Source organism: Paenibacillus sp. Marseille-Q9583 (assembly GCF_976954365.1).
In genome coordinates this window covers 1-25,848 of the sequence record NZ_CDRJTB010000044.1, presented here as the reverse complement: position 1 = coordinate 25,848, position 25,848 = coordinate 1, and the positions used below count along the sequence as shown (strand labels likewise).

Here is a 25,848-nt window from a genome sequence, read left to right as displayed (position 1 = left end):
CAGTTTTTTATGCTAAAATAGACGCAATTCTGCTTACCATACTTTTGCTTAGGCGGGATAGATCATAGTAGTGGTATTGGTGAAGGAGGTGCGTATATGGGGATGATGTCCTGGCTGGTTGAGCAGCGGATTCAGGAATCTATGCGTAATGGGGAATTTGGAGATTTACCTGGGCATGGCAAGCCACTGGAGCTTGAGGATTTATCGGGCGTGCCAGAAGAATTACGCATGTCTTTTAAAATTATGAAGAATTCCGGGCTGGTGCCCGAGGAAGTATCTTTGCGTGCAGAATGCGTTACCCTCGAAGGGCTGCTTGCTGCCTGCCACAATAGCGGAGGCCCTGAAACTAGTGAAGGCAAGGCAATACGGGCAAAATTGTCTTTGAAAAGGCTGCGTCTGCAGGAGCTTCTGCGTGAACGAGGCTTAGATAGTAATCCTGCTTTTATGCAATACAGTGTTCAAATACACGAACAGATAATTAGGGAAGAAGAATAACGCTTATTAGGGTCCTGTTGTATGGACATGAGGATAAATAGTGTGATAAAAAGGCAGTTCTTAGTCCATAAAGAGACGAAAGAGCTGCCTTTTTGCGTGCTTCGTTTCACAAGTGTATTTCATTTTACTTGCTTGAAATATACCCATTCTGGATCACCATCGTCTAAATTCTCAATGATTCCGCTTCTTACAAATCCTAGAGAAAGACATACTTGCTGCATGATCGTATTGGATTCATTGGTGGAAGTAAACAGCTTGGGTGTTGGAGAGTGTTCTTCAATGTAACGAATAAGTGCACCAGCAATGCCAAGACGTCTGAAATTGGGATTCACAATTACGAGCTGAATAAAACAGCATTCGAAAAAAGTGGTATCGTAACAAGCAAAACCGACAGGCTCACTGTTAATCGATGCTACAACACATTGCTCATTTAGAATATATTGTTCGATTTTAGGTTTGCGAATTTCGCTGCCAATGACCATGCTATCGATCTTGCTGAGTATAGATAAATCTGAAGTAGTGGCTTTAGTTACGAGCATTTTAGAAAGTCTCCTTTTTTATGATATAAGAAAGATATACTTGAAATGGTAAGTACAGTTTGTCTTGATCTTTGAATTTTTTTCGCACATGATGAATAGGGTTTAGACCACATCAAAGGAAATCATAACATATTATTACAAACGATGGAGAGATATAATGAAACAGCTTCCAATTATACAGGTGCTTCCAGACCTGAAACACATACTTCGCTCAACAAGGGCGGCTGTTCTGATCGCAGAACCCGGTGCGGGTAAAACAACTGGAACGCCTCCGGCATTTCTGGACGAGCCATGGATGGCTGGTAAAAGCATTCTTATGCTTGAGCCTAGAAGACTTGCCGCTAGATCAGCCGCAACTTACATGGCGTCCAATCTTGGAGAAAGTGTTGGACAGACGGTAGGTTATCGGATGAGGAACGACACTAAGGTAGGCAAGAATACACGAATTGTTGTAGTGACTGAAGGTGTCTTAACGAGGATGCTTCAGAGTGATCCATCGCTAGGGGATGTGGGTCTGATTATTTTTGATGAGTTCCATGAGCGTAGTCTACATGCGGATCTGGGACTTGCTCTGGCGCTGGAAGCTCAGGCAGTACTGCGTGATGATCTTCGGATTCTGATTATGTCAGCAACACTAGATAGTGAACGGGTCTCGGTTATGCTGGGTGATGCGCCAGTAGTTGATTGTCCGGGACGAACCTATCCGGTGGAAACTATCTATACCCCAACTACAGGAAATCTTTCGATTGAAAAATCGGCCACAGCCGCAGTGAGACGTGCGCTTGCTGAACAGCCGGGAGATGTACTTGTATTCTTGCCGGGTGAACGGGAGATTCGCAGAACCCAAAATGAGTTGGAACATGGAGAACTGCCTGACGGGATAGTGCTTTGTCCTTTATACGGACAATTACCACAGGCTACGCAGGACGCTGCAGTGGCTCCATCCATAAACGGCGAACGTAAAGTCGTACTAGCGACCTCCATTGCGGAGACAAGCTTGACAATCGAAGGTGTGCGAACGGTAATTGATACAGGGCTGCGTCGTACGCAGATTTTCTCTTCGCGTACGGGAATGCCAAGTCTTACGACGGTTCCGGTATCGAAAGCCTCTGCCGATCAGCGGCGAGGACGGGCCGGGCGGACAGCTCCGGGCGTATGCTACAGGCTGTGGAGTCAGGAGGAGCATAATCGTCTTCCGGATGACAATGTGCCGGAGATTATGGAGACGGATCTTGCGCAGCTCGCTTTGGAGCTGGCGCTGTGGGGCGTGCGCGATCCTGCCGCGCTAGCTTGGCTTGACGCGCCGCCCGCTGCGCCTTATGCGCAGGGCACCGCGCTGCTGCGCCAGCTCGGCGCGCTGGACGCCGGCGGCGCCATTACGCCGCACGGCCGCAGCATGGCCGCGCTTGGCGCGCACCCACGAGCCGCGCATATGCTGCTGCGCGCGGCAGAGCTTGACGCAGCACCGCTCGCCTGCCGGCTGGCGGCGCTGCTGCAAGAGCGGGACCTATTCAAGGGTCCCGCGGCACTAGATTGCGACCTCACGCTCCGCGTAGAGGCGCTGCTCCGGTTCGAACGCTCCGCCGATACGGGCGGAGCGGACCCTACGGCTCTGCGCGCGGTGGTGCGCGAGAGCCGCAATTTCCTGGCGCAGCTGCAAGCAGCGCCAGGCGGGACCGTGAACGACATCAGCCTCTGCGGGCTGCTTCTGTCGTTCGCCTATCCCGACCGTATCGGGCAGAAACGCGGTGATGGCGCGTTTCTGCTCTCAGCCGGTCGTGGCGTGGCCATGCGGGAAGGGCAACCGCTGGCCCGATCCGCTTATATTGTGGCCGCGTCTGTTGACGATCGAGCCACACAAGGTGCAATCTTGCTGGCAGCTGAGCTAGAAGAAGGACAACTGCTTAAATATCATATAGATCACATCACAGAGGATTCTGACGTGTATTGGGATAAAGAAAGTGGAAGTGTGAAGAAACGCCGCCGAACGATGCTTGGCGCTCTTGTCTTAAAAGAAACGTCACATGAAAGACCCTCCACAGAAGAAACAACGAAAGTACTGCTAAGTGTGATCGCAGAAGATGGGATTGATATTTTACCGTGGGAAAAGGGACCTCTGCAGCTTCGTGAACGGCTAATGTTTATGCACGCCTTACGTTCAGATTGGCCTGTTGTCTCTGATGAAGCATTAATTGAGACGCTTGATGAATGGCTATTACCTTACATTCACGGTATGCGTAACTTGCGTGACCTTCAGCGAATCCCGTTATCCCGTGCGCTTGAGGAGTTGCTCGACTGGAATCAGCGACAGCTTCTTGAACAGGAAGCGCCGACACATATAACAGTTCCTAGTGGTTCGCGTGTGCCCGTGGACTATACTAATCCAGCTGCTCCCGTTCTGGCTGTGCGTTTGCAAGAGATGTTTGGACAGTTAGACACCCCTAGAATTGGAGGGGGGAAGGTACCTGTATTGCTTCATCTTTTGTCACCGGCAAGAAGGCCGATGCAGGTGACTTCTGACCTTGCAAGCTTTTGGCGTGGCACTTATTTTGAGGTTAAAAAGGATTTAAAAGGACGTTATCCAAAGCACTATTGGCCAGACGACCCCTTGCAAGCTATTCCGACCAATCGAACACGTCCCAAGAAATAATAGGGTCCTTCGTGCACTTGAAATTTTAATTAGATGTTTTGTCTTCAGCTTACAGGGTAATTAACTAACGAAGACAATTACTAAGGAGGGCTTCAAGTGACTAAAAAAATCGTAGGTATCTTTGATACAGAACAAGAAGCAACCAGAGCAATTGAAGGACTTCACAATCAAGGGTTCAGTAATGATGAAATATCAGTAATCACACGTGATCGCGATGAGCTAAGACATATTTCGGATGATACAGGCACAAAAGCTCCCGAGGGTGTTGCAACAGGTGCAGCTACAGGCGGCGTATTGGGTGGTGTTACCGGACTGCTAGCCGGTATCGGAGCGCTCGCAATTCCGGGGATTGGTCCTATTCTGGCAGCGGGACCTATTGTGGCAACGTTAACAGGTGTAGCCGTGGGTGCTGGTGCAGGTGGCTTAGTTGGCGGCTTGATCGGTCTTGGCATTCCTGAGGATGAGGCAAAAGAGTACGAAGGATACGTTGAAAGTGGCAAGATCCTTGTGCTTGTTGAGGATAATGGACGAGGGTATCAAGCGCATGATGTGTTCCGAGACAACCGCTCACTAAATGCTCAGCGTTACGAAGGCTTGTATAACGAAGACACTCGACTAGGTAATTCGATGGCTAACAGAGCAGACCGAACGGCTGAAGTTTACAACCGCGATAAAATCTAAAATGTAAATCGACCTACTTTTACTATAAACAAACCATTAAAGACTGCACCTCCTAGCGATAAGCTGTGAGGTGCAGTCTTTATTATACATGTGGTATGATATGGATAATAATCCAAATTATAATTGGGCCTTTTGAGAAGTAACTGAAAAATGCACAAAGCAGATACCATGGCAGTTATGTCTGATGTACATAGCCATGTTTATATTTAGAGGCTGTTCTTAAGGAGGGCTTAGATGAAGATATTTGTAGCCGGTGCAGCGGGCGTAATTGGACGGCTATTGCTGCCTAAGTTATTAGGAGCGGGGCATGAGGTTGTCGGAATGACCCATAAGGAAGAAAATAGAGTATTTATTGAGCAGTGTGGAGCACAGGCGGTAATCGCGGATGTCTTCGATCGAGAGGCTATATTTGCATCCATTCACAAAGCGCAGCCAGAAGTGGTTATCCATCAGCTAACTTCACTAAGTCAGCGGAATTTCTCAGATAATTCCAGGATAAGAATAGAAGGAACACGAAATATTGTGGATGCATCCCTTGCAGCTGGCGTGGAACAAATCATTGCACAAAGTATTTCATGGGCTTATGAAGCTGGAGAGGAGCCAGCTACGGAGGAAACTCCTTTAGATCTTAAGGCTTTAGAGCCTCGGAGAAGAACGATTGAAGGTATATACGCACTAGAGAAAGCAGTTGCCGAGATCCCCAATCATGTGATCTTGCGGTATGGAATGTTGTACGGCCAAGGAACATGGTATGACACTAATGGCTATATGGCAGAGGAAATTCGTCAAGAACGAATGACAGCGACAGATGCAGTTGTATCATTCCTACATGTGGAGGATGCAGCTAACGCAGCTGTGCTTGCTCTGAACTGGCCTTCAGGCCCTGTGAACATCGTAGACGACGAGCCTGCTAAAGGATTGGAGTGGTTATCAGCTTATTCAGATACCATAGGTGCTCCTGCTCCTAATGTTCAAGAAGGCAGAGAAGGATGGGAACGCGGAGCCTGCAATACGAAAGCTCGAATGGAGTACGAATGGAGTCCACTGTACCCGTCATGGAGGTCAGGATTTGCTCGGAGCTTGAATGTCCAGAGTGAATGATTTCAGCTACTGAAAGGAAGTGCAGTATGAGTTTACTTCTTGTGATTTTGTTCTTTATTGGTTTAATCATGATGATTAGCAATCAATATGAGATGATCAAGAAAATGGACGAAATGAATGAGTCACTAAGTGAAATTAATAATAAACTGGGTTAGCTAACGTTGAAAAGGAGTGATGACGTGGGGGTAATAAAAAATTTCTCTCTAGTGGTCGTGAATTTAATCGCGGATCTATGGTTTGGAATCGTACGAAAACCTGAATTTTATGATAATCACACGGTTACTACAACAAAGAGAGGGTATGTCCTATTTGTAACGTTAGCAGGTATTATCGCTGTGGGAACCGCCATTTGGCTATGCTCTAGAATTTATTAAGGAAAAGACTGCCAATAGGCAGTTTTTTTTATAGATTGGACTTCAGCTTGCTGAGCTAGAGGGTTATATCCGTATCTTTCTTAACGAAGGCATGCCGCTCATCCGATTGCTGCAATGTTATTTATCGGATCAGAGCGCAGGTTCTGGTTATGATTGTGTTAATCAATTGAGGTCTTTTTAATAACGAATTGCAAGCCGTTTCTATTTCTATAATCAGAGATCAACACTTGCTGTAGTTTAGTAAATAATCATTATAAGTGTTTATTACCAATCATTAACTTTAAGAAGTGATACTATAGAAAATAGAAGGTGAAGTAGCAGCGAGGAGGAATTGTACATGCAATTATTGGGATGGTCTGAGGATGAAATATCGTATGAGCTAAGTAATGATTATTCAATTCGTAGGGCTGAATCGGAAGAGTGGGGAGTGTATTGCTCCATTTATTATAATATTCAATATATTGGCTTTTTTAGAGAAGATGGGTTCAATTCTGCCCAAAAGAATGCTTTTTGGATCTATAAAGGGGAGGCGAAAATAGGTGGAGTAAGGATGTCACCTAATCGGATTTATCATTTATTTGTTATTCCACCTTTTAACGATACATTTGTAGTGCTTAAACTTCTCAAAAAGCTTTTGATATATTGGTCTGACCGAACGGAGCCTATAAAAACCTTCGAGGTTCTACCGGATCAAGTTCATTTATTTGCGCGGGCAGGATTTTGGCCTGATGAGTTCAGATGTCGCTGGATGCAGCGTCCTACAGATCATTTCGAGGTGGAATGGAACGAAGAATTTAGAATTGAAAGTCCACAGATCGAAGAGGATGGAAAAGGAGCTAAACGCTTTATTCTTGAAGATCAGATCGCCGAATGTAGCTACGCTAGCTTTGCCGGAAGTCTCGAAGCGACTAGAAGAAAGCAATTTTCCTATGAAGATTTTATTCCAAGTGAAGAACCGAATTATACGAATGAAGCATTACTTACCGCGTCAACGCTTGTGTATGATAGGAAATCTAGACAGTTAATTGCGAATTGTCTCTTGGGCTTACAAGGGGATTACGCAGCAGTTTATAGTATTAGTGTAATGCCCGGTTATAGAGGCAAAGGGATAGCGACACTGATGTTGAAAAGAGGACTAAGTCTCCTTAAAGATAAGTATCCTTTCCTTAGATTATATGTCATGGAAGGTAATGATGCGGAGTCTGTTTATACAAATCTAGGATTTGTTCCAGGAGTACAAGAGATACAGAACATGTATATTCCAGTGAACGATCAAGCATAAACATTTTCGGCGTCCTTATAAGGGCGGTAAGCGTTTAAGCGAGTATAGGCGGGGAATTTATAATTTCTAAAATTTAAAAAAGGGCTGCCGGATGGCAGCCTTCTTCATCCTATCTAGCCATGTGAAGTTATGGGAAACATGAATTGTTTAGGTAGTTCTTTTATAAGTGGACGTACAAATAACGTATCCTCACTCTGGTGAATTAATGCTGCCTCCATGTGATCAAGGGCATAATCTGGTGTGAAATAAAAATGTATAGCCTCAGTTTCAGGAGAAATAATGCTATTCAATATCGCGTTGATATCCTTACTTGTAGTACTAATAATATCGAAAATATGAAGCTGATGCTCCTCATGTCTAAAGATCACTACGACGTCGGCTTCTTCAATATAGTAAAAAGAATCATGGAAAGGAAGGATAAAATAAAACAGCAGCTGATGTTCATTGTTTATAACACTGAGTATAGAGGACACAGGTACTCTTTCTTCAGCGAACTTTTTTATCATGCTGAAATCAACGGAGTTATTCATAGATAAGGGCCGAACAGAGTGGGTTTTAGATGTTTGATTTCTAAGATGAGAAGTGTTAATAGAAAAGCTGCTTTCTTGCATACGCTCAAATCCGAATTTAGGATAAAAGTCCAAAGCACTATCGTTTGCAAATAAGTAGATGAAGTCATATTCATGTTCGTACTTCGCGATAATATGATCTATTAATTTCCTGGATAATCCTTGCATGCGATAATCAGGATGTGTCATTACAGTGCCAATTTGAATGGCGTTATACTCTTTTTGATTTAAAAGAATCGTCATTTTGTTTATGGACGCATTTGCGATCACATGGTCCCTATCGATGTAGGAATAACAAATATACTTGTCACTCCAGCCTCCTTGTTCATACCATGGCGAGAAATCAATCCCGAAGATCGATTTAGCTAAGGCATTAAAGCTTTCTTTATATTTTTCGATATGCTTATAATCACTGACCAATGGGTAGTTGCTCATAAGTAGGCCTCTTTTCCAAAGTGTTTTTCATAGTCACGTTTAATGGTTATATCTTACTACACCGTTCTTAAGTAATGTTTATTATAAAAAAACAATCCTGAAATGATTTGGAGGCTAGAAAATGAGAGAGATAGATTATAGTAATTATTACTGGAAAGACGAGAAAATAAGATTACGATCAATACAAGAAGGGGATTGGGAAGGCTATTATACGAATCGTTTTGATACCCCAGCACGACGACTCTTACAATGTGCAGTTGAACTACCACCCACCATTGCCGAAGCTAAAAATTTTGCGGAGACTTACGCTGAATTCTCATCGAATAGACTAATGTTTACGATCGAAGACTTACATGGTGAAAATGTCGGAGGCGTAAATCTGAATAGCATTGATGAGAAAAATGGTACGTTCAGCATTGGCGTGCAAGTGGATAGAGATCATCGAGGTAAAGGGTATGGAACGAGAGCTATATCCATCCTCTTAAGATATGCTTTTTTCGAGCGACGACTAAATAAATTCAATGAATGTGCGCTTGAAGGCAATGAAGGTTCTATAGCGATGTTAAAGAAAGTCGGCTGCGTTCAAGAGGGCGTGCGGCGGAAAGTCATTTACACAAATGGACGATATTATGATTTGATATTGTTCGGATTGACGAAGGATGAGTTTATAGAGAAAAACAGAGATGAACAATTATGAGCGCAATCGCTGATTCGGCATATTAAATAGTAAATATAGTACAAATTTAACACTCCCATTTAATGGGGGTTTTTTTATTTCATTGTTTGATTTGTATTTCTATTTGTACATAAATGGAAAGCGTTTTCGTATTGAATGATATCCGCTATTATAAGAGGGTAACTAAAAATGTGAAAGTTCAGTGTAAAATAGCATCTAATGAAAAGAGGGCTGCATATGAATATTTTAATTATTGAAGACGATCCCAGCATTCAAATGCTGCTAAAATTGAGCTTAGAGGTGGAAGGGTATCAGACGAAAGCTGTAGGAACGGTGACTAAGGCGTGGAATGAACTTGGAACAGGGTCTGCCGATTTAATACTGTTAGATCTTATGTTACCTGACCGTTCCGGGTTCGAGCTTCTTCAAATGCTTCAACAACAGTATAAGTCAGTCCCGGTAATCGTGCTCACCGCTAAGAATGAAATGAATGATAAAATCCTTGGCTTTCAATTGGGAGCAGACGATTATCTAACAAAACCTTTTGAGACAAGGGAACTTATCGAACGTATTAAGGCAGTTATGAGACGAATGAAGAGGGTAGCGCCTCCTGAAGTGATCAAGATTGGACCTATTGAAATTGATAAGAATGGACGTACCTGCAAGATAGGAGAACAATGGCTTAAGACAACTAGTAAAGAGTTTGACTTCATGTGGCTTTTATGTGCTCATCCTAAGAAGGTTTTTACTCGCGAAGACTTGCTTGATCAGGTCTGGGGTTATGACTATTATGGGCATACAAGATCCGTGGACATGGTGGTAAACCGTCTTCGGGAGAAAATGAAACCCAACGAGCACCTGATCGCCACTATACATGGGACAGGCTATAAGCTGGAGGTATAGAAGATGGGGCTGCGAAATAAAATGTTTATTCAGCATGCCGTTACGATTATTATGCTGCTCACAGCGATGTTTTTTATCGTTAATTATACGCTTAACCAAAGTATGATTAAACGGGATACCCAGACGTTAAGTCAGTATTTTGGCTTGCATCGTATTGAGGCATTGAAGATTGTCAGTGATCAGAAAATTAATATAGAACAATTATTTTCAGGTAAGTACGCCCCCTTTATTGCGTCGCATTTGGCCTCAAACAGCAATTTTCAAGTACAACTATTCGCACTGGATGAGACGATTGTTGGGAACAGCAGTGATAAAGAAAACTTACTTAAACGTAACGATATTCAGAAAGCGCTTACCGGGAATGCTGCCACGGTCATAACTGCAGGTGAAGGTACACAATATCTAATTTACTCCGTTCCCTTCTGGTATGAGGGTGAAATTGTGGGTGGATTTCGATATTTAATGGACCTCCATGAGAATTTACAGACATTAAACCAGATGCGCATATGGTTCATCGCTGCAGCTGTAGGATGTTTAATTTTTTCGCTTATGGTCAGCTATTCATTCTCATCTTTGTTGGTGAGGCCTCTACATGCCTTGCAGCAGGCGCTTAAGCTTGTATCCATTGGCGATTTTAGCAGAAAGATACAGGCGAGTAGTCAGGATGAGGTAGGAGAATTAGCCAAGGATTTCAATCATATGTCGGATGCGCTGCAACATCATATCAAAATGTTAAAGTATGAACAGGGAAAGCAGAAAGCTTTCTACGATAACATAACTCATGAATTAAAAACACCATTAACTTCGATTATCGGGTTTTCGGATTTAATGGAGAGAATGAATAAGAAGGATGATATACAGGAGTGTAATACCTATATTCGCAAAGAGAGTACTCGGTTGTTAAATATGGTTGAGGATTTGTTACAGACCTCCCTGATTGGTGATGAGGCTTGGCGTATCAAGCTGGAATGTACTGATTTAGGGGCTGTCATTATGGATAGTCTACGTATCTTAGAGCCGACCCTTCAAAAATCCGCGATTGTTACCACGCTAAAGATCTCATCTTGTGAAGTGAATTTAGATCCCAAGAGAACTCAGCAAGTTCTATTTAACGTGATTGATAACGCCATCAAGCATAGCGAATGCACAAATCTCTATATCGAGTTAACAGAGCATGAGGGCTTTGGGCTGGTTCGTATCATAGATAACGGGAGAGGGATATCGCAACAATTGCAAAGTATATTATTTCTTCCTTCAGCAGAGAAACAGGATCGTATGATTTCAAACGAATCACATGGGTTAGGATTACCGCTATGTAAACAGTTTATGGAACTTCAAGGAGGGAGTATCGTCATTACTAGCTTGGAGAAGAAGGGGACAGAGATTCAGCTGAGATTCCCCTTAACATAACAAATGTAAGCGCTGTTACAAAACTGATACAAATTTAAAATTTTTCTGATATATGAGGAGGTTAAAGTAAGTGCCAGAGGATAAGAAAGGGCTTTCATGGTTTCGCCTCATCTTGTTACAAGTCATCATAGGCAGTCTGCTAATCGGCATGTGCGCTTACACTTTTCGAATACCTCTTGATGAAGTGCATGTTGTACCTCGACAGGAGGATCAGCTTGACCGGATTGCAGGCGTTCCGATGCGCGTGGATATTACGTATCCAGGCTTAGGGACGATATCCATTGAGGATCCGAAGGAATTACTGAAATTGAGATCTACTTTTTCTGGGTTGTTATCATCAGGAGTGCAGCGTCCACAACAGTTGGTTCCGAGATTGCTGTTGACGGGAACGATGGCCTATCTGGATCAAGAAGATATTCCTTTTCAAGTGGAAACGAATGCGTTTCACTTCGGTGCGGAGTCAGTTAATTCGCTTAATGTAAGTGCAACTATCCGCAAGCTGCAAAGCACACTTATAGATAAGATGTTAACAACGTCGAGTATTGGATCTGCTGTGGAAAACAAGATTAATGATGTGTTCACACTACAGCAGGGAGTACTTACAGCTCTCACTCAGGTTGAGAGGAAGGCGTTGATATCGCAGATTCGTGCAGCAGAGCGTATTATCGATTTCAGCCATTTTGATGACTTGCAACGTACACCCGATGCTCACTTTGTCATTCAGCTCACGAATGATTATCGAGTGAAAAAGCACTGGATCCATGTGGATCGCTATAACGGCGCTTACTTCGTGGTCTATGACCTTCTGGATGAGACTAATCAAAGAGTCTATTTCAAACTAAATAATGCCTCATACTGATCTTGAAGGGATGGTTTAGTCTATGGCGAGAAAGAAAAAAAACAGTAAGTCAGTCATTTTATTGTCAGTCATAGTAGTTGTGTTGGTAGCGGGGTTCTTCATGTATAAATCAGGGGTATTTGGCGGTAAAGAAATCAAGAAAATTACCGTATATTCCATTTTTCAAGAGGAAGAGGCTCGTAAAATTCTGGATAAATTCAAAGCTGAAACCGGAATTGACTATGACATCCTACGATTGCCAAGTGGAGAAGCGGTATCCCGTGTACAAAATGAAATGTCGAATCCACAAGCCGACTTTCTGATGGGAGGGCCAGCGGATTCGCACCAAGTACTGAAAGAGGCAGGTTCATTGGAAGCTTATACTTCTCCGAATGCTTCTGACATCGCTGACAATATGAAAGACAAAGATGGCTTCTGGACAGGGTTTTATTTAAATCCAATCGCTATAGGTATTAATGAAGAACGGTGGAAAGAAAAATACGGTAGTGATCCATACCCTGAATCTTTTAAGGATTTACTCGATCCTAAATTCAAAGGTGAAATCGGTATGTCCGATCCAGCAACATCGGGTACAGCATATACAGCAGTAGCCTCTCTAGCTCAAGTATGGGGTGATGATGAGATGTTGAACTATATCAAACAGTTACTGCCTAACCTTAAGGAAAGACCTAAGTCTGGTATTGAGCCCATTCAGAAAGCTGCGAAAGGAGAGTATACAATTGGTGTGACCTTCCTTGGAGATCAGTTGAAGATTAAATACCAAGGCAACCCAATTGTTAGTGTTGTACCAGAAGCTGCAGGTTATGAAGTTGGAGCCTTATCCATTGTTAAGGGCGGACCTAACACAGAGGCTGCGAAGAAGCTTATGGACTATATGCTTACGAATGAACCGGGTGAGTTGTATACGCAATCTGCCTACGCAGTATCTGTTAAAGCATCAGTACCGATTCCTAAAGGTGGCATTGATATTAAAACAACGAAATACAACGAGGCATATGATTTGTTAAAAGCAGCATCGCAGCGTAAAGAGTTGCAAAATGCATTAAAAGATTTGAAATAAAAGAGCCAGTAGGGGTATTGCATGGCTGCACCATATATGGTGACTGTAATGCCCCTCAAATTGGATGGCAGAAAGGTGGGAGTCGCCCCCTATGAAAGAAAAAAAAGGCATTGGGGAGTCGATCAACAGGCTCTTTAAAGATCCATCGTCACTTGTACTTGTACTGACTAGCTTTGCATTTCTCATTCTATTTGTTATTTATCCGCTAGTAGTCGTTGTGTTTACATCTGGATTTGATAATTGGGCAACGTTTTTTAGTAAAGCCCGTTATGGAAAAGCTCTATTAAATACGGTAGTTAGCTCATCATTATCCGCTTTTACAGCAACAGTGTTTGGCTTTATATACGCGTATGCGATTCACTACAGTAACATCAGAGGAAAGAAGTTCTTTCGATTTATAGCCTTTATTCCATTATTAGCTCCTTCGGTTATGAGTGGTTTAGCATTCCTATTGCTTTTTGGACGTGGGGGAATGATCTCACAATGGTTAAATACCAACTTTAATTTTGAGCTTGATTTGTATGGATTACCAGGGCTGTGGATTGTTCAGACGATATCCTATTTTCCACTTGCCTACATGACTATAACGGGTGTGCTCCGCGCTATATCACCGAATCTGGAGATAGCAGCACAGAATCTTGGAGCTAGAGGGTTTAAATTATTCAGGACGATTACGCTGAAACTTGCACTTCCAGGTGTCATTAACGCATTCTTGTTGGTGGCAATTAACTGCTTCGCTGACTTCGGGAATCCAAAGCTGATTGGTGGTAACTATTCACTTTTAGCTGTTGAGATCTACGGAGAAATCATTAATAACGAGGCAGGATTAGCTTCGGTAATGGGGATTATCCTAGTAATTCCTGCACTGATTGTATTCTGGGTTCAGAATAAGATTCTATCTAAAGGCTCCTACTCAACGATAACTGGTAAGCCGGTATCTGGCTTGAAACGGATCACTACATCTAAGAGGACCGATGCATTACTTTTCTCTTTTAACAGTTTAATCTCATTGTTCATTATTTCGATGTTTGCGATCACCATTCTTTTCGCCTTTACGAAAAACTTTGGTCGAGATAATACGTTCACACTGGATCATATAATGAAAGTTGTCTTTAGTTCATCCAGTCCAGCCGTTTTGAACAGCTTAGTGTTATCGCTAATTAGTGCGTTACTGGCGGTGGCTCTTGCATTAGTGCTCGCCTATATAGTAGTCCGCAAACCTTTTCCAGGTAAAAAATTACTAGATTTCAGCGCGGTTCTTCCAATTGCGCTTCCAGGAACATTCGTTGGTCTTGCACTGATTGTTGCGTTTAGTAAAGGTCCGATTGTTTTGCAGGGATCTGCAGCATTGATAGTCATTGCGATGTTACTTAAACAGATGCCTGTAGGCTATCGCGGCTTGACTGCGTCTTTTAAACAAGTGGATAAATCGATCGAAGAAGCAGCCACCAATCTGGGTGCGAGTAGCCGTAAGACGCTAACAACGATTGTATTTCCAATGTTGCAAAAAACCGTCGTAGCGAACTTTGTCTATGCGTTTATGAAAAATATGAATACCTTGAGCACGATAATCTTCCTAATTACCCCTAAATGGGTTGTTGCAGCAGTATCGATCTTTAACTATGCCGAAACAGGAACCTATTATTGGGCTGCCGCTGTGGCAGTGGGCTTGATGGGTGCAACGCTTGGTACACTGGGAGTGATCAAGTTGATCTTCCATTCCAAAGTGAAAATATTTGATTTCTAATGATTTTGAAGGGAGCGGGCACGATGGAATCCAACATACTACTAGATTTGAAAAATGTGAATAAAGTGTTCGGTAATAACCATGTCTTGAAAAATATTAACTTAAAAATTGAACGGGGGAAGTTCATCACCTTCCTTGGTCCGAGTGGTTGTGGGAAGACGACTTTATTACGTTCCATCGCAGGTTTCTATACCATCGATGATGGTGAGGTGTGGATTGACGGGAAATTGGTTAATGAACTACCGCCATATAAAAGGGGCACTCCAATGGTGTTCCAGGAATATGCCTTATTCCCGCATATGACGGTATTTGATAATATTGCTTATGGACTAGATATTAAGAAAAGACCTGAAGCAGAGGTACAAGAGCGTGTTATGGCTGTTATGGCCCAAGTCAAATTATCCGGACTTGAAGAGCGATATCCCCATGAAATGTCTGGTGGACAACAGCAACGTGTGGCTATGGCTCGTGCCTTAGTGATGAATTCGCCGATTATTCTGCTGGATGAGCCCCTAAGTAATCTAGATGCTAAATTACGTGAAGAGGTACGCGTTGAACTGCGGACGATTCAACAGGAACTTGGTCTAACCGTAATTTATGTTACACATGATCAATTGGAAGCTTTGTCGATGTCAGATCAGATCGTGGTTTTTAATAAAGGAGCTATTGATCAGTATGGTACGCCGCATGAAATATACTATAAACCTCGTACACAATATGTAGCTGATTTTATTGGTACTACCAATTTTATTGAGGCAGTAGTCGTGCAAAGTAAAGAGGGTACGGCAACAGTCAGCTACGGTTTTGGAGGGGATAACGTTACTATTACTACAGATGAGAAGCTGACAGAGGGTGAGGAAGTTCTTCTGAGTGTTCGCCCCGAATCACTGCGACTAAATCATCCGGACATTAGTGGATTTAACATCATGGGAGTAGTTCAATCCTCGATGTTTCTAGGAGAAAAGGAAAGATATTTCCTTGCAGATCAATGGGGTAAAGAATGGATTGTCGATGCATATGATATTGGTCAAAAGACTTTCGATGGTCAAGTTCGGATGAGTGCGGCAATAGACAAAATTCATATTATTAAAAAGGGTAGGTCGTAAACTGAAGTAGATGTTCCAAAAAAGGAAAACAGTCGTTTTCCTTTTTTGGCGTATCTTATTTTAAATAGAACGGCGGCTATAGGCTAGTTTAGCGGGAGGAGACGTTCTAAATTGAGAACAAAGGTAATTATCATGTCATTGGTTGCGGTAATAATACTTCTTCTAATATATTTATATCCTGGACAGAAAAGTAATCAGCCTCTCAAAGTATATGTAATTTTTCAAGAGGATGAAGCGCGTATTCTGTTGGAGAAATATAAGAAGAAGACGGGACAGTCTTATGAGCTTATTCGCATGTCTGGCGGTGAGGCAAGCTACCATTTGATGTCGATCAATAAGACTGGCATTGATGTTGTTCTCGGTGGGCCTGCTGATCTTCATGAGCAGCTTAAGAGCAAAGGGAAATTAATTCGCTATTCATCGCATGTAGCTGATGAGATCCCCGACATTTATAAAGATAAAATGGGCTATTGGACAGGTATATACATGGGAGCATTGGCTATTGGTGTTAATGAGCAGGTCTGGAATCAAGATCCTCAGCTTGTATCTTTACCTCTTCCGGAACGCTACGAAGACTTATTACGTCCAGAGCTCAAGGGGAAAATTGAAATTCCGGACCCAGAAACCTCAGGTACAGGATACACATTGCTAGCCTCACTTGCACAAGAACGTGGGGAGGAGCAAGCTCTAGCATTGGTGAGTGCTCTTAAGAAGCAGAGTTCATCAACTACATTCTCAGGAATTAGTTCTGCGCAGCGGCTTGCAGTAGGTGAAGTTGCTGCTGTAATCAGCTTTATGGGCGACCAGCTTCGATTTAAGAATTCGGGATATGCTATACAATCTTCTATTCCTCCACAAGCTGGATGGGAGATAGGTGCAGTGTCGATCTTGAAAGGTGGGAACAACGTGACGGCTGCTAAGCAGCTGGTGGATTTTGTACTGTCAACAGATGCTCAAACTGATTATATGAATTCCGCATTTTCCTTACCTGTGATGCCGAATATTAAGATTCATCCGCTATTGTCTTCTGTTAAGCTGGAAAAATTAATGATGACGTATCGATTCGATATCGCTGCTGCGAACCGAGAGAAATTACTCGCTAAATGGCACGAGGCCAATAAACGCTAAGGTATTGTTCACTCATTATTCAACGGTCATCGAGAACTTTATAGTTAAGTTCTCAATGGCCGTTATTATTACTCAATAAAACCAACTTTCATCATATGAAAAATTCACAATAGAAAACCTTAAGATGCAACTCTATCTAGCAACTCTTATAGAGAATCATCATTTATCCCTATTAAATTTCTATTCCTATTAGAAAAAGTGAACCCCTACCAAATTTCAGGTTGTGAAAGTTGGAAAATAGTGCTTATACTAGAGTTATAGAAGGTAAGATTAACCAACAAGAATACAACATGAGGAGGGTTTATATGGCGTTTATGATTGCTCAACGGGCTTTTATCAAGGTGTATCTTATAACGATGGTGGAACAACATCGCGGGTATGGATACCAAATGCTTGAGGATTTACGTAGAGATTTCAAGGCACATGGATATTCCCCCCCACAGAGCGAAATCTATCGCGCCTTACATGAGCTGGTACAGCAAGGGATTTTATATCGTACTAAACAGCTAAAAGGAAATGACCCGAAGGTGGATTTTCAAGAAATCGTCTTATACCATTTCACAACTGATGGAGAAGAGAAAGCAAAGCTATATAAGAAGCAGGTGAAGACGGATCTTGACCGCTGCTTAGGTATTTTGAACAAAGCGGTTGCGGATAACTTCTAGAACTGGAACTTTAGTTATATTTTCAGGATGCGCTCACCCTGTTATAATGGTTACTGCCGGATAATTGCAGTATATACTTGGAGGTAACAAATGATGGATGAACATATGAAACGTCGGTTGGACAAGCAACGCAAGCTCTTCAGCCAACTTGGCATCACTTTAGATGCTCTAACCATACATGAAAAAGAATTCAGTATGAAGCTTCGTGGTTACGATGCGGAGGAAGTGGATACATTTTTAGATAGCGTAATCAAGGATTACGAGCGTTTCTATGCGACAATTGCTGATCTGATGGATAAATGGCAAGAACAGCAGCTGGAGATGCGAGAATTAAAATCAGAAACCAAAGCCACTGAGGTAATTCAGGTTCCTGTACTTCGAGGCATCGACCCTAAGGAATTAGAAGAGGTCATTCTAAAACTGGAGACCAATGTCCGTCAGCTTAAAGAAAAGCTTCCCCAAATTGAAAGCTATTTATAACTCGTGAATTTTTGAGTTCAGGAGCTGCGCTTGACATTTATAAATTTACCATTGACGAGTTACAGTTCATGATTTATGATATGTTTATAAATGATCATTTATATTTTAGTGGCGTGTTACCGTTAAGGGCATGAGCCAAGGATTGTCTTCATCTCGATGAGACATTTCTTGGCTTTTTTTGTTCCTAATTGACGATAATATGGGAAAGGAGTGATGAGCTTGTCGCGGGAGATCGAGCAATTTCAAGTACAGCGTGTGATTGGGAACAACGTTGTAATGGTTCAGGGAAGCAAGAACGGCAAGGAATATGTCATCATCGGTAAAGGCATTGGTTTTGCTGTGAAAGGTTCAGGTGTGATTGATGGAAACGATCCTCGTATTGAGAAATTGTTTCGTCTAGAAGACCGCGAATCCTGGAGTCAGTATCAAATATTGCTGGAAGACATAGATCCCAAAGTGATGAGAATAACTGATGAAATAATTGCTGATATCCAAAGTCAATTTCCTGACAAATTAAACGACAAGATTTATTTGGCACTCCCGAGCCACATTCAGTTCACCATTTACCGTCTGCGCAACGGGATGGATATTATTAATCCTTTTTTACAAGAAACTAAGATGTCTTTTCCGAAGGAATTTGATATCGCTTACAAGGCATCAGAGAAGATTAATGCTGAATTTCAAGTGCAAATTCCCGAAGACGAGGTTGGATTTCTAACTTATCATGTGTACTCCGCAGTTAACAATGTATCGGTGGGTCAGTTAGTAAAAGCATCTAATATTGTAAGTGAACTTTTGGACATGATACAGCAAGAACGAAATATAACTTTTGAGCATGGCAGTATGAATCATATTCGATTAATGATCCATTTGCGGTTTTCTCTGGAACGTATTTTGAAGGGATCACTAATAGATAATCCTTTTGTGAAACATATTAAGAAGGAATACAAAGAGGAATACAAGTTATCTCAAAAGCTCGGTAAAGTGATGCAAAAATCTCTTGGTGTAGATATCCCGGAAGAAGAGCTGTGTTTCCTGGCGATGCACTTACACCGGTTATTTCAGACTTTAGTTAAACAAAACTAACATCTTTAGAGGAGTGGAGCATATGTTTTCCAAATGGAAATCAAAAAAAGAAGAGAAACCTACTGGACATACAATCGAAATCATGGCACCAATCAGCGGAGAGGCAGTTTCATTAACAGAGGTTCCGGATGAAACCTTTGCTGGTGGTCATATGGGTAGCGGAGTTGCAATTAGACCTTCCGAGGGGATCCTAAAAGCTCCTTTTGATGGCACGGTTGCTCATATCGTGAAATCGAGTCATGCAGTTATTCTGGAACATTCCTCCGGTGTGCAATTGCTGTTACATATCGGAATCGATACTGTCAGTCTTAAGGGTAACGGGTTTGTCAGTCATATTGCCTCTGGAGATCAAGTGAAGGCAGGTCAAACCTTAATCGAATTTGATCTGGATGTTATTCGCGCAGCAGGCTGTGACACAATTTCACCTGTAATCGTGACTAGTACGGAGGAAACACCACCTCAAGTGAACGGACATTATGGTCAGGTTACAGCAGGACAGGATCTGATTCTAACAGTGGCTTCAAAGTAATAGGCTGATAGAGCATTACTACTATTGAATCGAAAGGATGATATTGTTATGTTGGCTTTTCTACAAAAATTAGGTAAGTCGCTTATGCTTCCAGTTGCTACTATGCCAGCGGCAGCTATTCTTCAAGGATTTGGTTTGCTTAACTATGAAAAAGATTTGCATCTAGGAGCTACAGTAGGGGGATTCCTTAATCAATATTTTGCTCCATTCCTAAACGCCGGTGCAAATGCTATCTTCGGAAATCTTGCTTTGATCTTTGCGGTCGGGGTCGCGATTGGTTTTGCTAAGGATGCTGTAGCAGCCTTGTCAGCAGTAATTGCATATATGGTACTGACTAAGATTCTGGCTGTCGTACCCCTTCAGTTCTCCTTCATCAATGATGATGTAGTGTTGAACATGGGTGTGCTTGGAGGTATATTTGCCGGAGCATGGGCAGCATTCCTATATAAGAGATATCACAATATCAAGATGCCAGATTGGCTTGGGTTCTTTGCAGGTAAACGGTTTGTTCCAATCATTACAGCAGCATCCACAATGGTCCTTGCCGTATTAATTGGTATGATCTGGAGCCCAATACAAGATGTAATTAGTGATTTCGGAAACTGGGTTGTATCCCTGGGTGCAGTTGGAGCATTCATCTTCGGTACAGCTAACCGCTTATTGATTCCGATTGGTCTTCACCACGTACTTAATACGATTGCTTGGTTCCAAATTGGTGACTTTACGAATGCAGCTGGTGAGTTGGTACACGGTGACTTGTATCGCTTCTTCGCAGGAGACAAAACTGCTGGGATGTTTATGACTGGTTTCTTCCCAATCATGATGTTTGCGCTTCCAGGTGCAGCACTTGCATTTATTCATACAGCTAAACCCGAAAAACGTAAGATGGTTGCTTCCATCTTCATCGGTTCCGCTATCGCTTCTTTCTTGACAGGGATCACCGAACCACTGGAGTTCTCCTTTATGTTCTTGGCACCATTACTGTACTTGGTGCATGCATTGTTAACAGGTTTCTCTATGGCGTTAATGTACATTCTAGATGTCAAGCTTGGTTTCGGATTCTCTGCAGGTTTGATCGATTACCTAGTGAATATGAAACTTTCCACCAATGCATGGGTTCTTATCCCTGTAGGTCTTGCTTTCTTCGTTCTGTACTACGTGTTGTTCCGTTTTATCATCACGAAGTTCAAGCTTAAGACCCCAGGTCGTGAAGATGATGATGATGCGCTTGTAGCAACAACTGGAGGTAACGCAACAGGTTCAGCTGCTTCTTCCAAGGCAGCTCAAATTCTTGAGCACATCGGAGGACCTTCAAACATCGAGAATATCGATGCTTGTATTACACGCCTTCGTCTGATCGTTAAAGACGAGAAAGCCGTTAAAGATTCCGCACTGAAACAACTCGGCGCTTCCGGTGTGATGAGACTTGGTCAAGGTGCTGTACAAATCGTATTTGGTCCGAAATCGGAGCAATACAAAGAGGAAATCGAGAAGTTGCTTTAACTTAACGTTCTCCGTTTAAATTTATTAGCAAGGGCTAGTCCGCATACTAGCCCTTGTTTTTTTTGTATACTTACAGGTATAAAGTGTTGCAATATACACAATGCCTAGTATAATACTTGGTATAACTATACAAAGGAGTCGGTACATATGTCAGTCGACGATTATCTGGACCTTTTAAATTATGCCAAAGCAATTAACGATGGACAGTGGCAGGCTGACATCATAGAGAGCTTAAAGAATCTTAACACAGTATCGGAAGAACCTAAGGTTCAAGAAGAAAGTGTGATAGAATTATGGTCACGTTTTGATTCCATTAACATCTTAATCATGAAATTGTTTGAGAAGTTACGTGAAAATGAAGAATCAGATGAAGTGTTACATTGGAAAAAACAACTGCTGGAGCTTAAGTTGGAGCGGAGTATTTTGTCCAAGAAGATTCTTAACCGATATATTCGAATTCGATAATTGGAATCAAAACAGATAGGTAAGACCAATAATGAAGACAGTTACCTTATTAATTAGGGGCTGTCTTTTTGTATGTTTTATATTGGGTTATGATAATTATGAAGAATTCTGATACAAAAATGTACTGACAGTCGTCTTACTTATAGCTGCAGCTGATAAGGAGGATTTACACGATGGAAATTCCGGAATCTGAAGTTTTTAAAACAATATTTTATGAACATTACCCTGTTGTCCGCCGTAAGCTTGCCGCTTTGGTACGTGATGAATCGGCGGCTGATGATTTAGCTCAAGAAGTTTTTCTGAGATTGTACCGTAATCCACCAGATGATCCAGCAGCGCTGGGTGCCTGGCTTCATAGAGTCCTTACTCGTATTGGATATGATTATTTGGACAAAAAAGCAAGGGAACGGCGACTGCAGAATAAACAAGAGCAGCTTTATGATGCTAGTGAAACTCCCCCTTCAGGTGAAGAAGTCATAATTAGTAAGCTAGATCAGGAAGATGTACACATCTGGCTGAATGAATTGCCTGAAAGAGACAGACAAGCGCTTCTTCTTCGCTACTCGGGGTACAGTTATGTGGAAATCGCGGGAGAGCTTGGAGTAAGGCCTCCAGTAGTAGGGACCCTGCTTCACCGAGCGACAGAAAAACTAAGACAAAATGCAACGAAGGCGATACCCCAGACGAAGTAGACTTCTTTCAAGGAGAAGTTACGAAGTAATCTTTAAAATCAGGAGGTACAATAATGAATAACTATTCAGGAAAGCAAGATAAAGATAAGCAAAGTACAGACGAAGCCTGGGTCAAGCTGCAGACTAAGTTAGAGAATGAGCCTTATAATCCTCAATGGGCAAAATGGAGTCAAAATACGGAAGCCCAAACTGAGGATTCTGTTAACTTAAGTCAGCCAGAAAATCTAGAGAACCTTGAATCAGAGTCAACTCCCACGTTAGTACAGGACATACTTGTAACTACCCATGATAAGAAAGTACAACGTCCGCGTCGACTGCGTATGAACCGTCGTCGGAAACTAGGAGTTGTAGCTGCAAGTGTAGCTGTTTTTGCAGTCATACTCGCGACCCCAATAGGAAACACAGCAATGGCATCCATTCTGAATCAGTTCCGGATGGAGCAGGTTACGGTTGTTCATGAAAGTGATCTGCGTAATATTTTCACACAGGTGGCTGAAGACGGTGAACTTAATCGATCAATTAATCAATTCGGTGAGTTTACAAACGCTAGCGGGGCTTACATTGGTGAGTTGCCTGCGGATCAACTGAAGGCTACCCTAGGCTATCCAGCGAAAACCGCTGCTTTAGTGGAAGGGCATAATTCAGTTACGGTGGGTGCTTCACAAGATATCACGCTTAATCTGAAAGTGGACGAAGTGAACAAAGCCCTGAAAAAAATTGGAGCAGAACATCTGCTGCCCGAATCGATTGACGGTAAACCAATTACACTTCATATCCCGGAATTTGTGAATTACAATCTCTCATCTGACGAAACGCACTGGGCAAGTCTGTCGCAGATGAATGCGCCTGTACTTAACGTTGATCCTTCTATTAAGGTGGAAGAGGCTTTGGAAGCTGTAATGAATTTCCCACTGCTCCCAGATTACTTGAAGACTAGCTTAATGCAAAGCAGGGTCTTATCCGGAGAAATCCCAATGCCGTTAATCGCTGGTGAAAATACGGAGCAAATAACTGTGGGTGACACTTTAGTTATAGTTGACAATTATGAATACAGCCGCGGTCCTGTATATCAAGCTACATGGATTCAGGATGGACAGCTATTCAATTTGTCCGGTGAGCTCTATTCGAGTAAAGAGAAGCTTATGACCAAGGTTCAGGAGCTGATTGAATCATGAGTACTGCAGCAATTGAAGCCAAGTCCCTAACTAAAGAATATGATAACGGACGCGGTTGTCGAAATGTAAGTATTACTGTAGGGAAAGGGGAAGCCTTTGGCTTCCTCGGCCCTAACGGTGCAGGTAAAAGCACCTTTGTAAAAATGCTTGTAGGTCTTATTCATCCATCAAGTGGCAGTGGAACTCTGTTCGGGCATAAGATTGGTTCGCTAGAAGCTAAATCACTAATCGGTTATTTACCCGAATTGTATCGTTATCAGGAATGGCTAACGGGTGAGGAGGTTGTGAGGCTGCATGCAAGACTATGCGGAATGCAGCGGTCTGTAGCAGATAAGAGAATTCCACAACTTCTTGATGAGGTTGGAATTGGTAAGCGTGGACGTGACCGCGTGAAGCATTACTCTAAGGGAATGCAGCAAAGACTGGGTTTAGCTTGTGCACTTGTTAATGATCCGGCTATCGTTTTTTTGGATGAGCCCTCATCGGCACTAGATCCAATCGGACGTCAGGAAGTCCGGCGTATATTACAGAATCTAAAAGAAAAAGGGGTTACGATATTTCTAAACTCTCATCTGTTAGAGGATGTTGAAGTACTTTGCGACCGAATGGCGCTACTTAATAACGGAGTTATTCTCCGGCATGGTAAAGTGTCCGAGGTGTTAAACAAGCGTATGAGCTGGCGATTTAAAGTAGGCGGCTTTGCACCTATTTTATTGTCGTGGCTAAAAGATCAGACAGGCTTGAAGATCCGGGTGTCTTCCCATACCGAAGAATCCATAGACAGTAGTACGGTTTGGTTGGAAGCAGAGCTGGAAAGTGAAGAGCAGGTGGGGTGGTTGAATACACTAATTGTAGAACAAGGGATGACCTTATATGAAGTTTCACATCAGCAAGAACGTCTAGAAGAGTGGTTTATGAATGCTGTATCAGGACTAAGCCACAGAGGTGAACACGAATGAGAATTATTATGGGTATGACCTGGAAAGAACTGATGCGCAAAAGAGTAATGGTACTGACATTAATTATGACCGTGGTCTTTCTTATTGGGTTTTGGTTTATTGCGGGTACGATCGGGCAAAGTTCTATGTCTCACGGATCGAGTTTTCCTAGCGGAGAAGAACTCCTTATTCGTTTTACAAATGGTTTATTTATTTTATCGTTTGGATTTTTCTTCGGAGCATTTGTAATTGCTTTTTTAGCTATTTTTAGTTCGTTTTCCGCCATTTCAGGTGAGGCAGAGCAGGGAGTGATGCAAGCCTTGCTTCCAAGACCCATTCCACGCTGGAAATGGTACGCAGGTCGCTGGCTTGGTTATGTAACACTAGGAATAGGTTATGCACTTATTTTATTTGTTTCTATATTGCTAATTACGCAAGCCCATACCGCAATTCCAAGAGATGGATTAGCGTTATTCAAATCATTTTTGCTCTTTTCTTCCATCGTACCGTTGCTAATAACTGTTTCTATGCTGGGTTCAGGATTCTTCTCAGCCCTTGGGAATGGAGTCTTTATGACGATGCTTTACGGAGCAGGATGGCTAGGAGGAATGATTGATAAGGTAAGTAGTTCTTTATTATCTAAGCCCGAAGCACTTAGCACCCTAAATAATATGACGGGTATAATGTCCTTACTTATGCCTGTAGATGGGTTACAGCGCAGAATGACTGCTGAACTGTTTAGCATTAACGAAATGAACGGGATGTTTAACGCTTCCAATAGTCTATTTGGGTTAGATAACTTCACCTCAGTCCCATCTAATACATTTATCGTCTATGCGATCTTCTATACACTAATCGCGTTCTTAATCGGCTTGTATCGTTTTCAACGGAAAGATCTATAGCAGTTTAACAATATATCGAAGAACTTAAAATGCCCTTTTTGTTGCCGGATTTACGGAACAAAAAGGGCTCTTCAAGTTAGTATAAGTCGGATTAATTTGTAACACCAAGCTCAATCCAGTCCGTAGACCAATTTCCAATTTCACCGAGTATAGGAGCCAACGCGGTTCCTTTTGGAGTAAGGGAGTACTCAATGCGTACTGGCATTTCTGGATATACGGTCCGCTCAATAATTCCTTCGATTTCCATTTCTTTTAATCGGTCAGATAACACTTTACCACTTAGATTGGACAGACAGCTTTCTATTTCGCCAAAACGACGTGGACCTGACATGAGCACAAAAACGATCAGCGCGACCCAACGTTTACTTAGCAAGTCTACCGCTTTTTCAAAGCGAGGA

28 protein-coding genes are annotated in these 25,848 nt (G+C 42.4%); 25 read left to right on the top strand and 3 right to left on the bottom strand.

Annotated features, from left to right (window positions below; genetic code table 11):
- Positions 1–96 precede the first annotated feature (96 nt).
- Entirely contained in the window at positions 97–495 is a 399-nt protein-coding gene (locus ACWNM1_RS19275) for a DnaJ family domain-containing protein (protein WP_449602257.1), read from the top strand.
- A gap of 119 nt (positions 496–614) precedes the next feature.
- Here ACWNM1_RS19275 and ACWNM1_RS19270 read toward each other — a convergent pair whose 3' ends face one another.
- Positions 615–1,034, bottom strand: a complete 420-nt coding sequence (locus tag ACWNM1_RS19270) for a GNAT family N-acetyltransferase (protein WP_076286431.1) — start codon at positions 1,032–1,034, stop codon at positions 615–617.
- 157 nt (positions 1,035–1,191) lie between these two features.
- Here ACWNM1_RS19270 and hrpB point away from each other — a divergent pair, with 157 nt between their 5' ends.
- The 6 genes from hrpB to ACWNM1_RS19240 all read left to right on the top strand — a co-directional run bounded on the left by hrpB (position 1,192) and on the right by ACWNM1_RS19240 (position 7,122).
- Complete coding sequence (gene hrpB, locus ACWNM1_RS19265; protein ID WP_449602256.1) at positions 1,192–3,684, top strand: ATP-dependent helicase HrpB; 2,493 nt, start codon at positions 1,192–1,194, stop codon at positions 3,682–3,684.
- Between the two features lie 96 nt (positions 3,685–3,780).
- A complete protein-coding gene (locus ACWNM1_RS19260; protein WP_449602255.1) occupies positions 3,781–4,365 on the top strand; it encodes a general stress protein in 585 nt (194 codons plus the stop codon).
- A 234-nt stretch (positions 4,366–4,599) separates the two neighbouring features.
- Positions 4,600–5,466: an NAD-dependent epimerase/dehydratase family protein gene (locus tag ACWNM1_RS19255; RefSeq protein ID WP_449602254.1), complete on the top strand. Its 867-nt coding sequence runs from the start codon at positions 4,600–4,602 to the stop codon at positions 5,464–5,466.
- 26 nt (positions 5,467–5,492) lie between these two features.
- Positions 5,493–5,621, top strand: coding sequence for a hypothetical protein (locus ACWNM1_RS19250; protein ID WP_449602253.1), 129 nt, complete (start codon positions 5,493–5,495; stop codon positions 5,619–5,621).
- A gap of 24 nt (positions 5,622–5,645) precedes the next feature.
- Complete coding sequence (locus ACWNM1_RS19245) at positions 5,646–5,840, top strand: hypothetical protein (protein ID WP_094874120.1); 195 nt, start codon at positions 5,646–5,648, stop codon at positions 5,838–5,840.
- 337 nt (positions 5,841–6,177) lie between these two features.
- Positions 6,178–7,122, top strand: coding sequence for a GNAT family N-acetyltransferase (locus tag ACWNM1_RS19240; RefSeq protein ID WP_449602252.1), 945 nt, complete (start codon positions 6,178–6,180; stop codon positions 7,120–7,122).
- Positions 7,123–7,235: 113 nt separating this feature from the next.
- Here the strand turns inward: ACWNM1_RS19240 and ACWNM1_RS19235 are convergent, their stop codons facing one another.
- Entirely contained in the window at positions 7,236–8,126 is an 891-nt protein-coding gene (locus ACWNM1_RS19235; RefSeq protein ID WP_449602251.1) for a GNAT family N-acetyltransferase, read from the bottom strand.
- A 121-nt stretch (positions 8,127–8,247) separates the two neighbouring features.
- On the opposite strand from ACWNM1_RS19235, the gene ACWNM1_RS19230 reads away from it, so the two are divergent.
- The 18 genes from ACWNM1_RS19230 (at position 8,248) to ACWNM1_RS19145 (ending at position 25,450) form a co-directional block, all read left to right on the top strand.
- Complete coding sequence (locus ACWNM1_RS19230; RefSeq protein WP_449602250.1) at positions 8,248–8,823, top strand: GNAT family N-acetyltransferase; 576 nt, start codon at positions 8,248–8,250, stop codon at positions 8,821–8,823.
- Positions 8,824–9,039: 216 nt separating this feature from the next.
- Complete coding sequence (locus ACWNM1_RS19225; RefSeq protein WP_449602249.1) at positions 9,040–9,705, top strand: response regulator transcription factor; 666 nt, start codon at positions 9,040–9,042, stop codon at positions 9,703–9,705.
- 3 nt (positions 9,706–9,708) lie between these two features.
- Positions 9,709–11,115 (top strand): ATP-binding protein, encoded by a 1,407-nt coding sequence (locus ACWNM1_RS19220; RefSeq protein ID WP_449602248.1) that lies wholly within the window; start codon positions 9,709–9,711, stop codon positions 11,113–11,115.
- A 70-nt stretch (positions 11,116–11,185) separates the two neighbouring features.
- Positions 11,186–11,974, top strand: a complete 789-nt coding sequence (locus tag ACWNM1_RS19215) for a DUF3919 family protein (protein ID WP_449602247.1) — start codon at positions 11,186–11,188, stop codon at positions 11,972–11,974.
- Positions 11,975–11,996: 22 nt separating this feature from the next.
- A complete protein-coding gene (locus ACWNM1_RS19210; RefSeq protein WP_449602246.1) occupies positions 11,997–13,034 on the top strand; it encodes an ABC transporter substrate-binding protein in 1,038 nt (345 codons plus the stop codon).
- 91 nt (positions 13,035–13,125) lie between these two features.
- A complete protein-coding gene (locus ACWNM1_RS19205) occupies positions 13,126–14,781 on the top strand; it encodes an ABC transporter permease (protein WP_449602245.1) in 1,656 nt (551 codons plus the stop codon).
- A 23-nt stretch (positions 14,782–14,804) separates the two neighbouring features.
- A complete protein-coding gene (locus ACWNM1_RS19200) occupies positions 14,805–15,887 on the top strand; it encodes an ABC transporter ATP-binding protein (protein ID WP_449602244.1) in 1,083 nt (360 codons plus the stop codon).
- Between the two features lie 111 nt (positions 15,888–15,998).
- Positions 15,999–17,015, top strand: coding sequence for an extracellular solute-binding protein (locus ACWNM1_RS19195; RefSeq protein ID WP_449602243.1), 1,017 nt, complete (start codon positions 15,999–16,001; stop codon positions 17,013–17,015).
- Positions 17,016–17,320: 305 nt separating this feature from the next.
- On the top strand, positions 17,321–17,680 hold the full coding sequence (locus ACWNM1_RS19190; protein ID WP_042187753.1) for a helix-turn-helix transcriptional regulator: 360 nt from the start codon (positions 17,321–17,323) through the stop codon (positions 17,678–17,680).
- 93 nt (positions 17,681–17,773) lie between these two features.
- A complete protein-coding gene (locus tag ACWNM1_RS19185) occupies positions 17,774–18,160 on the top strand; it encodes a DivIVA domain-containing protein (protein ID WP_042187755.1) in 387 nt (128 codons plus the stop codon).
- Between the two features lie 219 nt (positions 18,161–18,379).
- The gene (locus ACWNM1_RS19180; RefSeq protein WP_449602242.1) at positions 18,380–19,246 is read left to right on the top strand and encodes a PRD domain-containing protein; all 867 of its coding nucleotides are present in this window, start codon (positions 18,380–18,382) and stop codon (positions 19,244–19,246) included.
- Positions 19,247–19,268: 22 nt separating this feature from the next.
- On the top strand, positions 19,269–19,775 hold the full coding sequence (locus ACWNM1_RS19175) for a PTS sugar transporter subunit IIA (RefSeq protein WP_449602241.1): 507 nt from the start codon (positions 19,269–19,271) through the stop codon (positions 19,773–19,775).
- A 48-nt stretch (positions 19,776–19,823) separates the two neighbouring features.
- Positions 19,824–21,278: an N-acetylglucosamine-specific PTS transporter subunit IIBC gene (gene nagE, locus ACWNM1_RS19170; RefSeq protein WP_449602240.1), complete on the top strand. Its 1,455-nt coding sequence runs from the start codon at positions 19,824–19,826 to the stop codon at positions 21,276–21,278.
- Between the two features lie 147 nt (positions 21,279–21,425).
- Positions 21,426–21,743, top strand: coding sequence for a hypothetical protein (locus tag ACWNM1_RS19165; protein ID WP_449602239.1), 318 nt, complete (start codon positions 21,426–21,428; stop codon positions 21,741–21,743).
- Positions 21,744–21,916: 173 nt separating this feature from the next.
- Positions 21,917–22,435, top strand: a complete 519-nt coding sequence (locus tag ACWNM1_RS19160; protein WP_449602238.1) for a sigma-70 family RNA polymerase sigma factor — start codon at positions 21,917–21,919, stop codon at positions 22,433–22,435.
- A 53-nt stretch (positions 22,436–22,488) separates the two neighbouring features.
- Positions 22,489–23,610 (top strand): hypothetical protein, encoded by a 1,122-nt coding sequence (locus ACWNM1_RS19155; RefSeq protein ID WP_449602237.1) that lies wholly within the window; start codon positions 22,489–22,491, stop codon positions 23,608–23,610.
- Positions 23,607–24,569, top strand: coding sequence for an ABC transporter ATP-binding protein (locus ACWNM1_RS19150; RefSeq protein WP_449602236.1), 963 nt, complete (start codon positions 23,607–23,609; stop codon positions 24,567–24,569). The genes ACWNM1_RS19155 and ACWNM1_RS19150 overlap by 4 nt, the downstream gene beginning before the upstream one ends.
- The gene (locus ACWNM1_RS19145; protein WP_076298894.1) at positions 24,566–25,450 is read left to right on the top strand and encodes an ABC transporter permease subunit; all 885 of its coding nucleotides are present in this window, start codon (positions 24,566–24,568) and stop codon (positions 25,448–25,450) included. The genes ACWNM1_RS19150 and ACWNM1_RS19145 overlap by 4 nt, the downstream gene beginning before the upstream one ends.
- 91 nt (positions 25,451–25,541) lie before the next feature.
- Here the strand turns inward: ACWNM1_RS19145 and ACWNM1_RS19140 are convergent.
- The coding region (locus ACWNM1_RS19140; RefSeq protein ID WP_449602235.1) for a winged helix-turn-helix transcriptional regulator at positions 25,542–25,848 on the bottom strand (307 nt) is incomplete at its 5' end.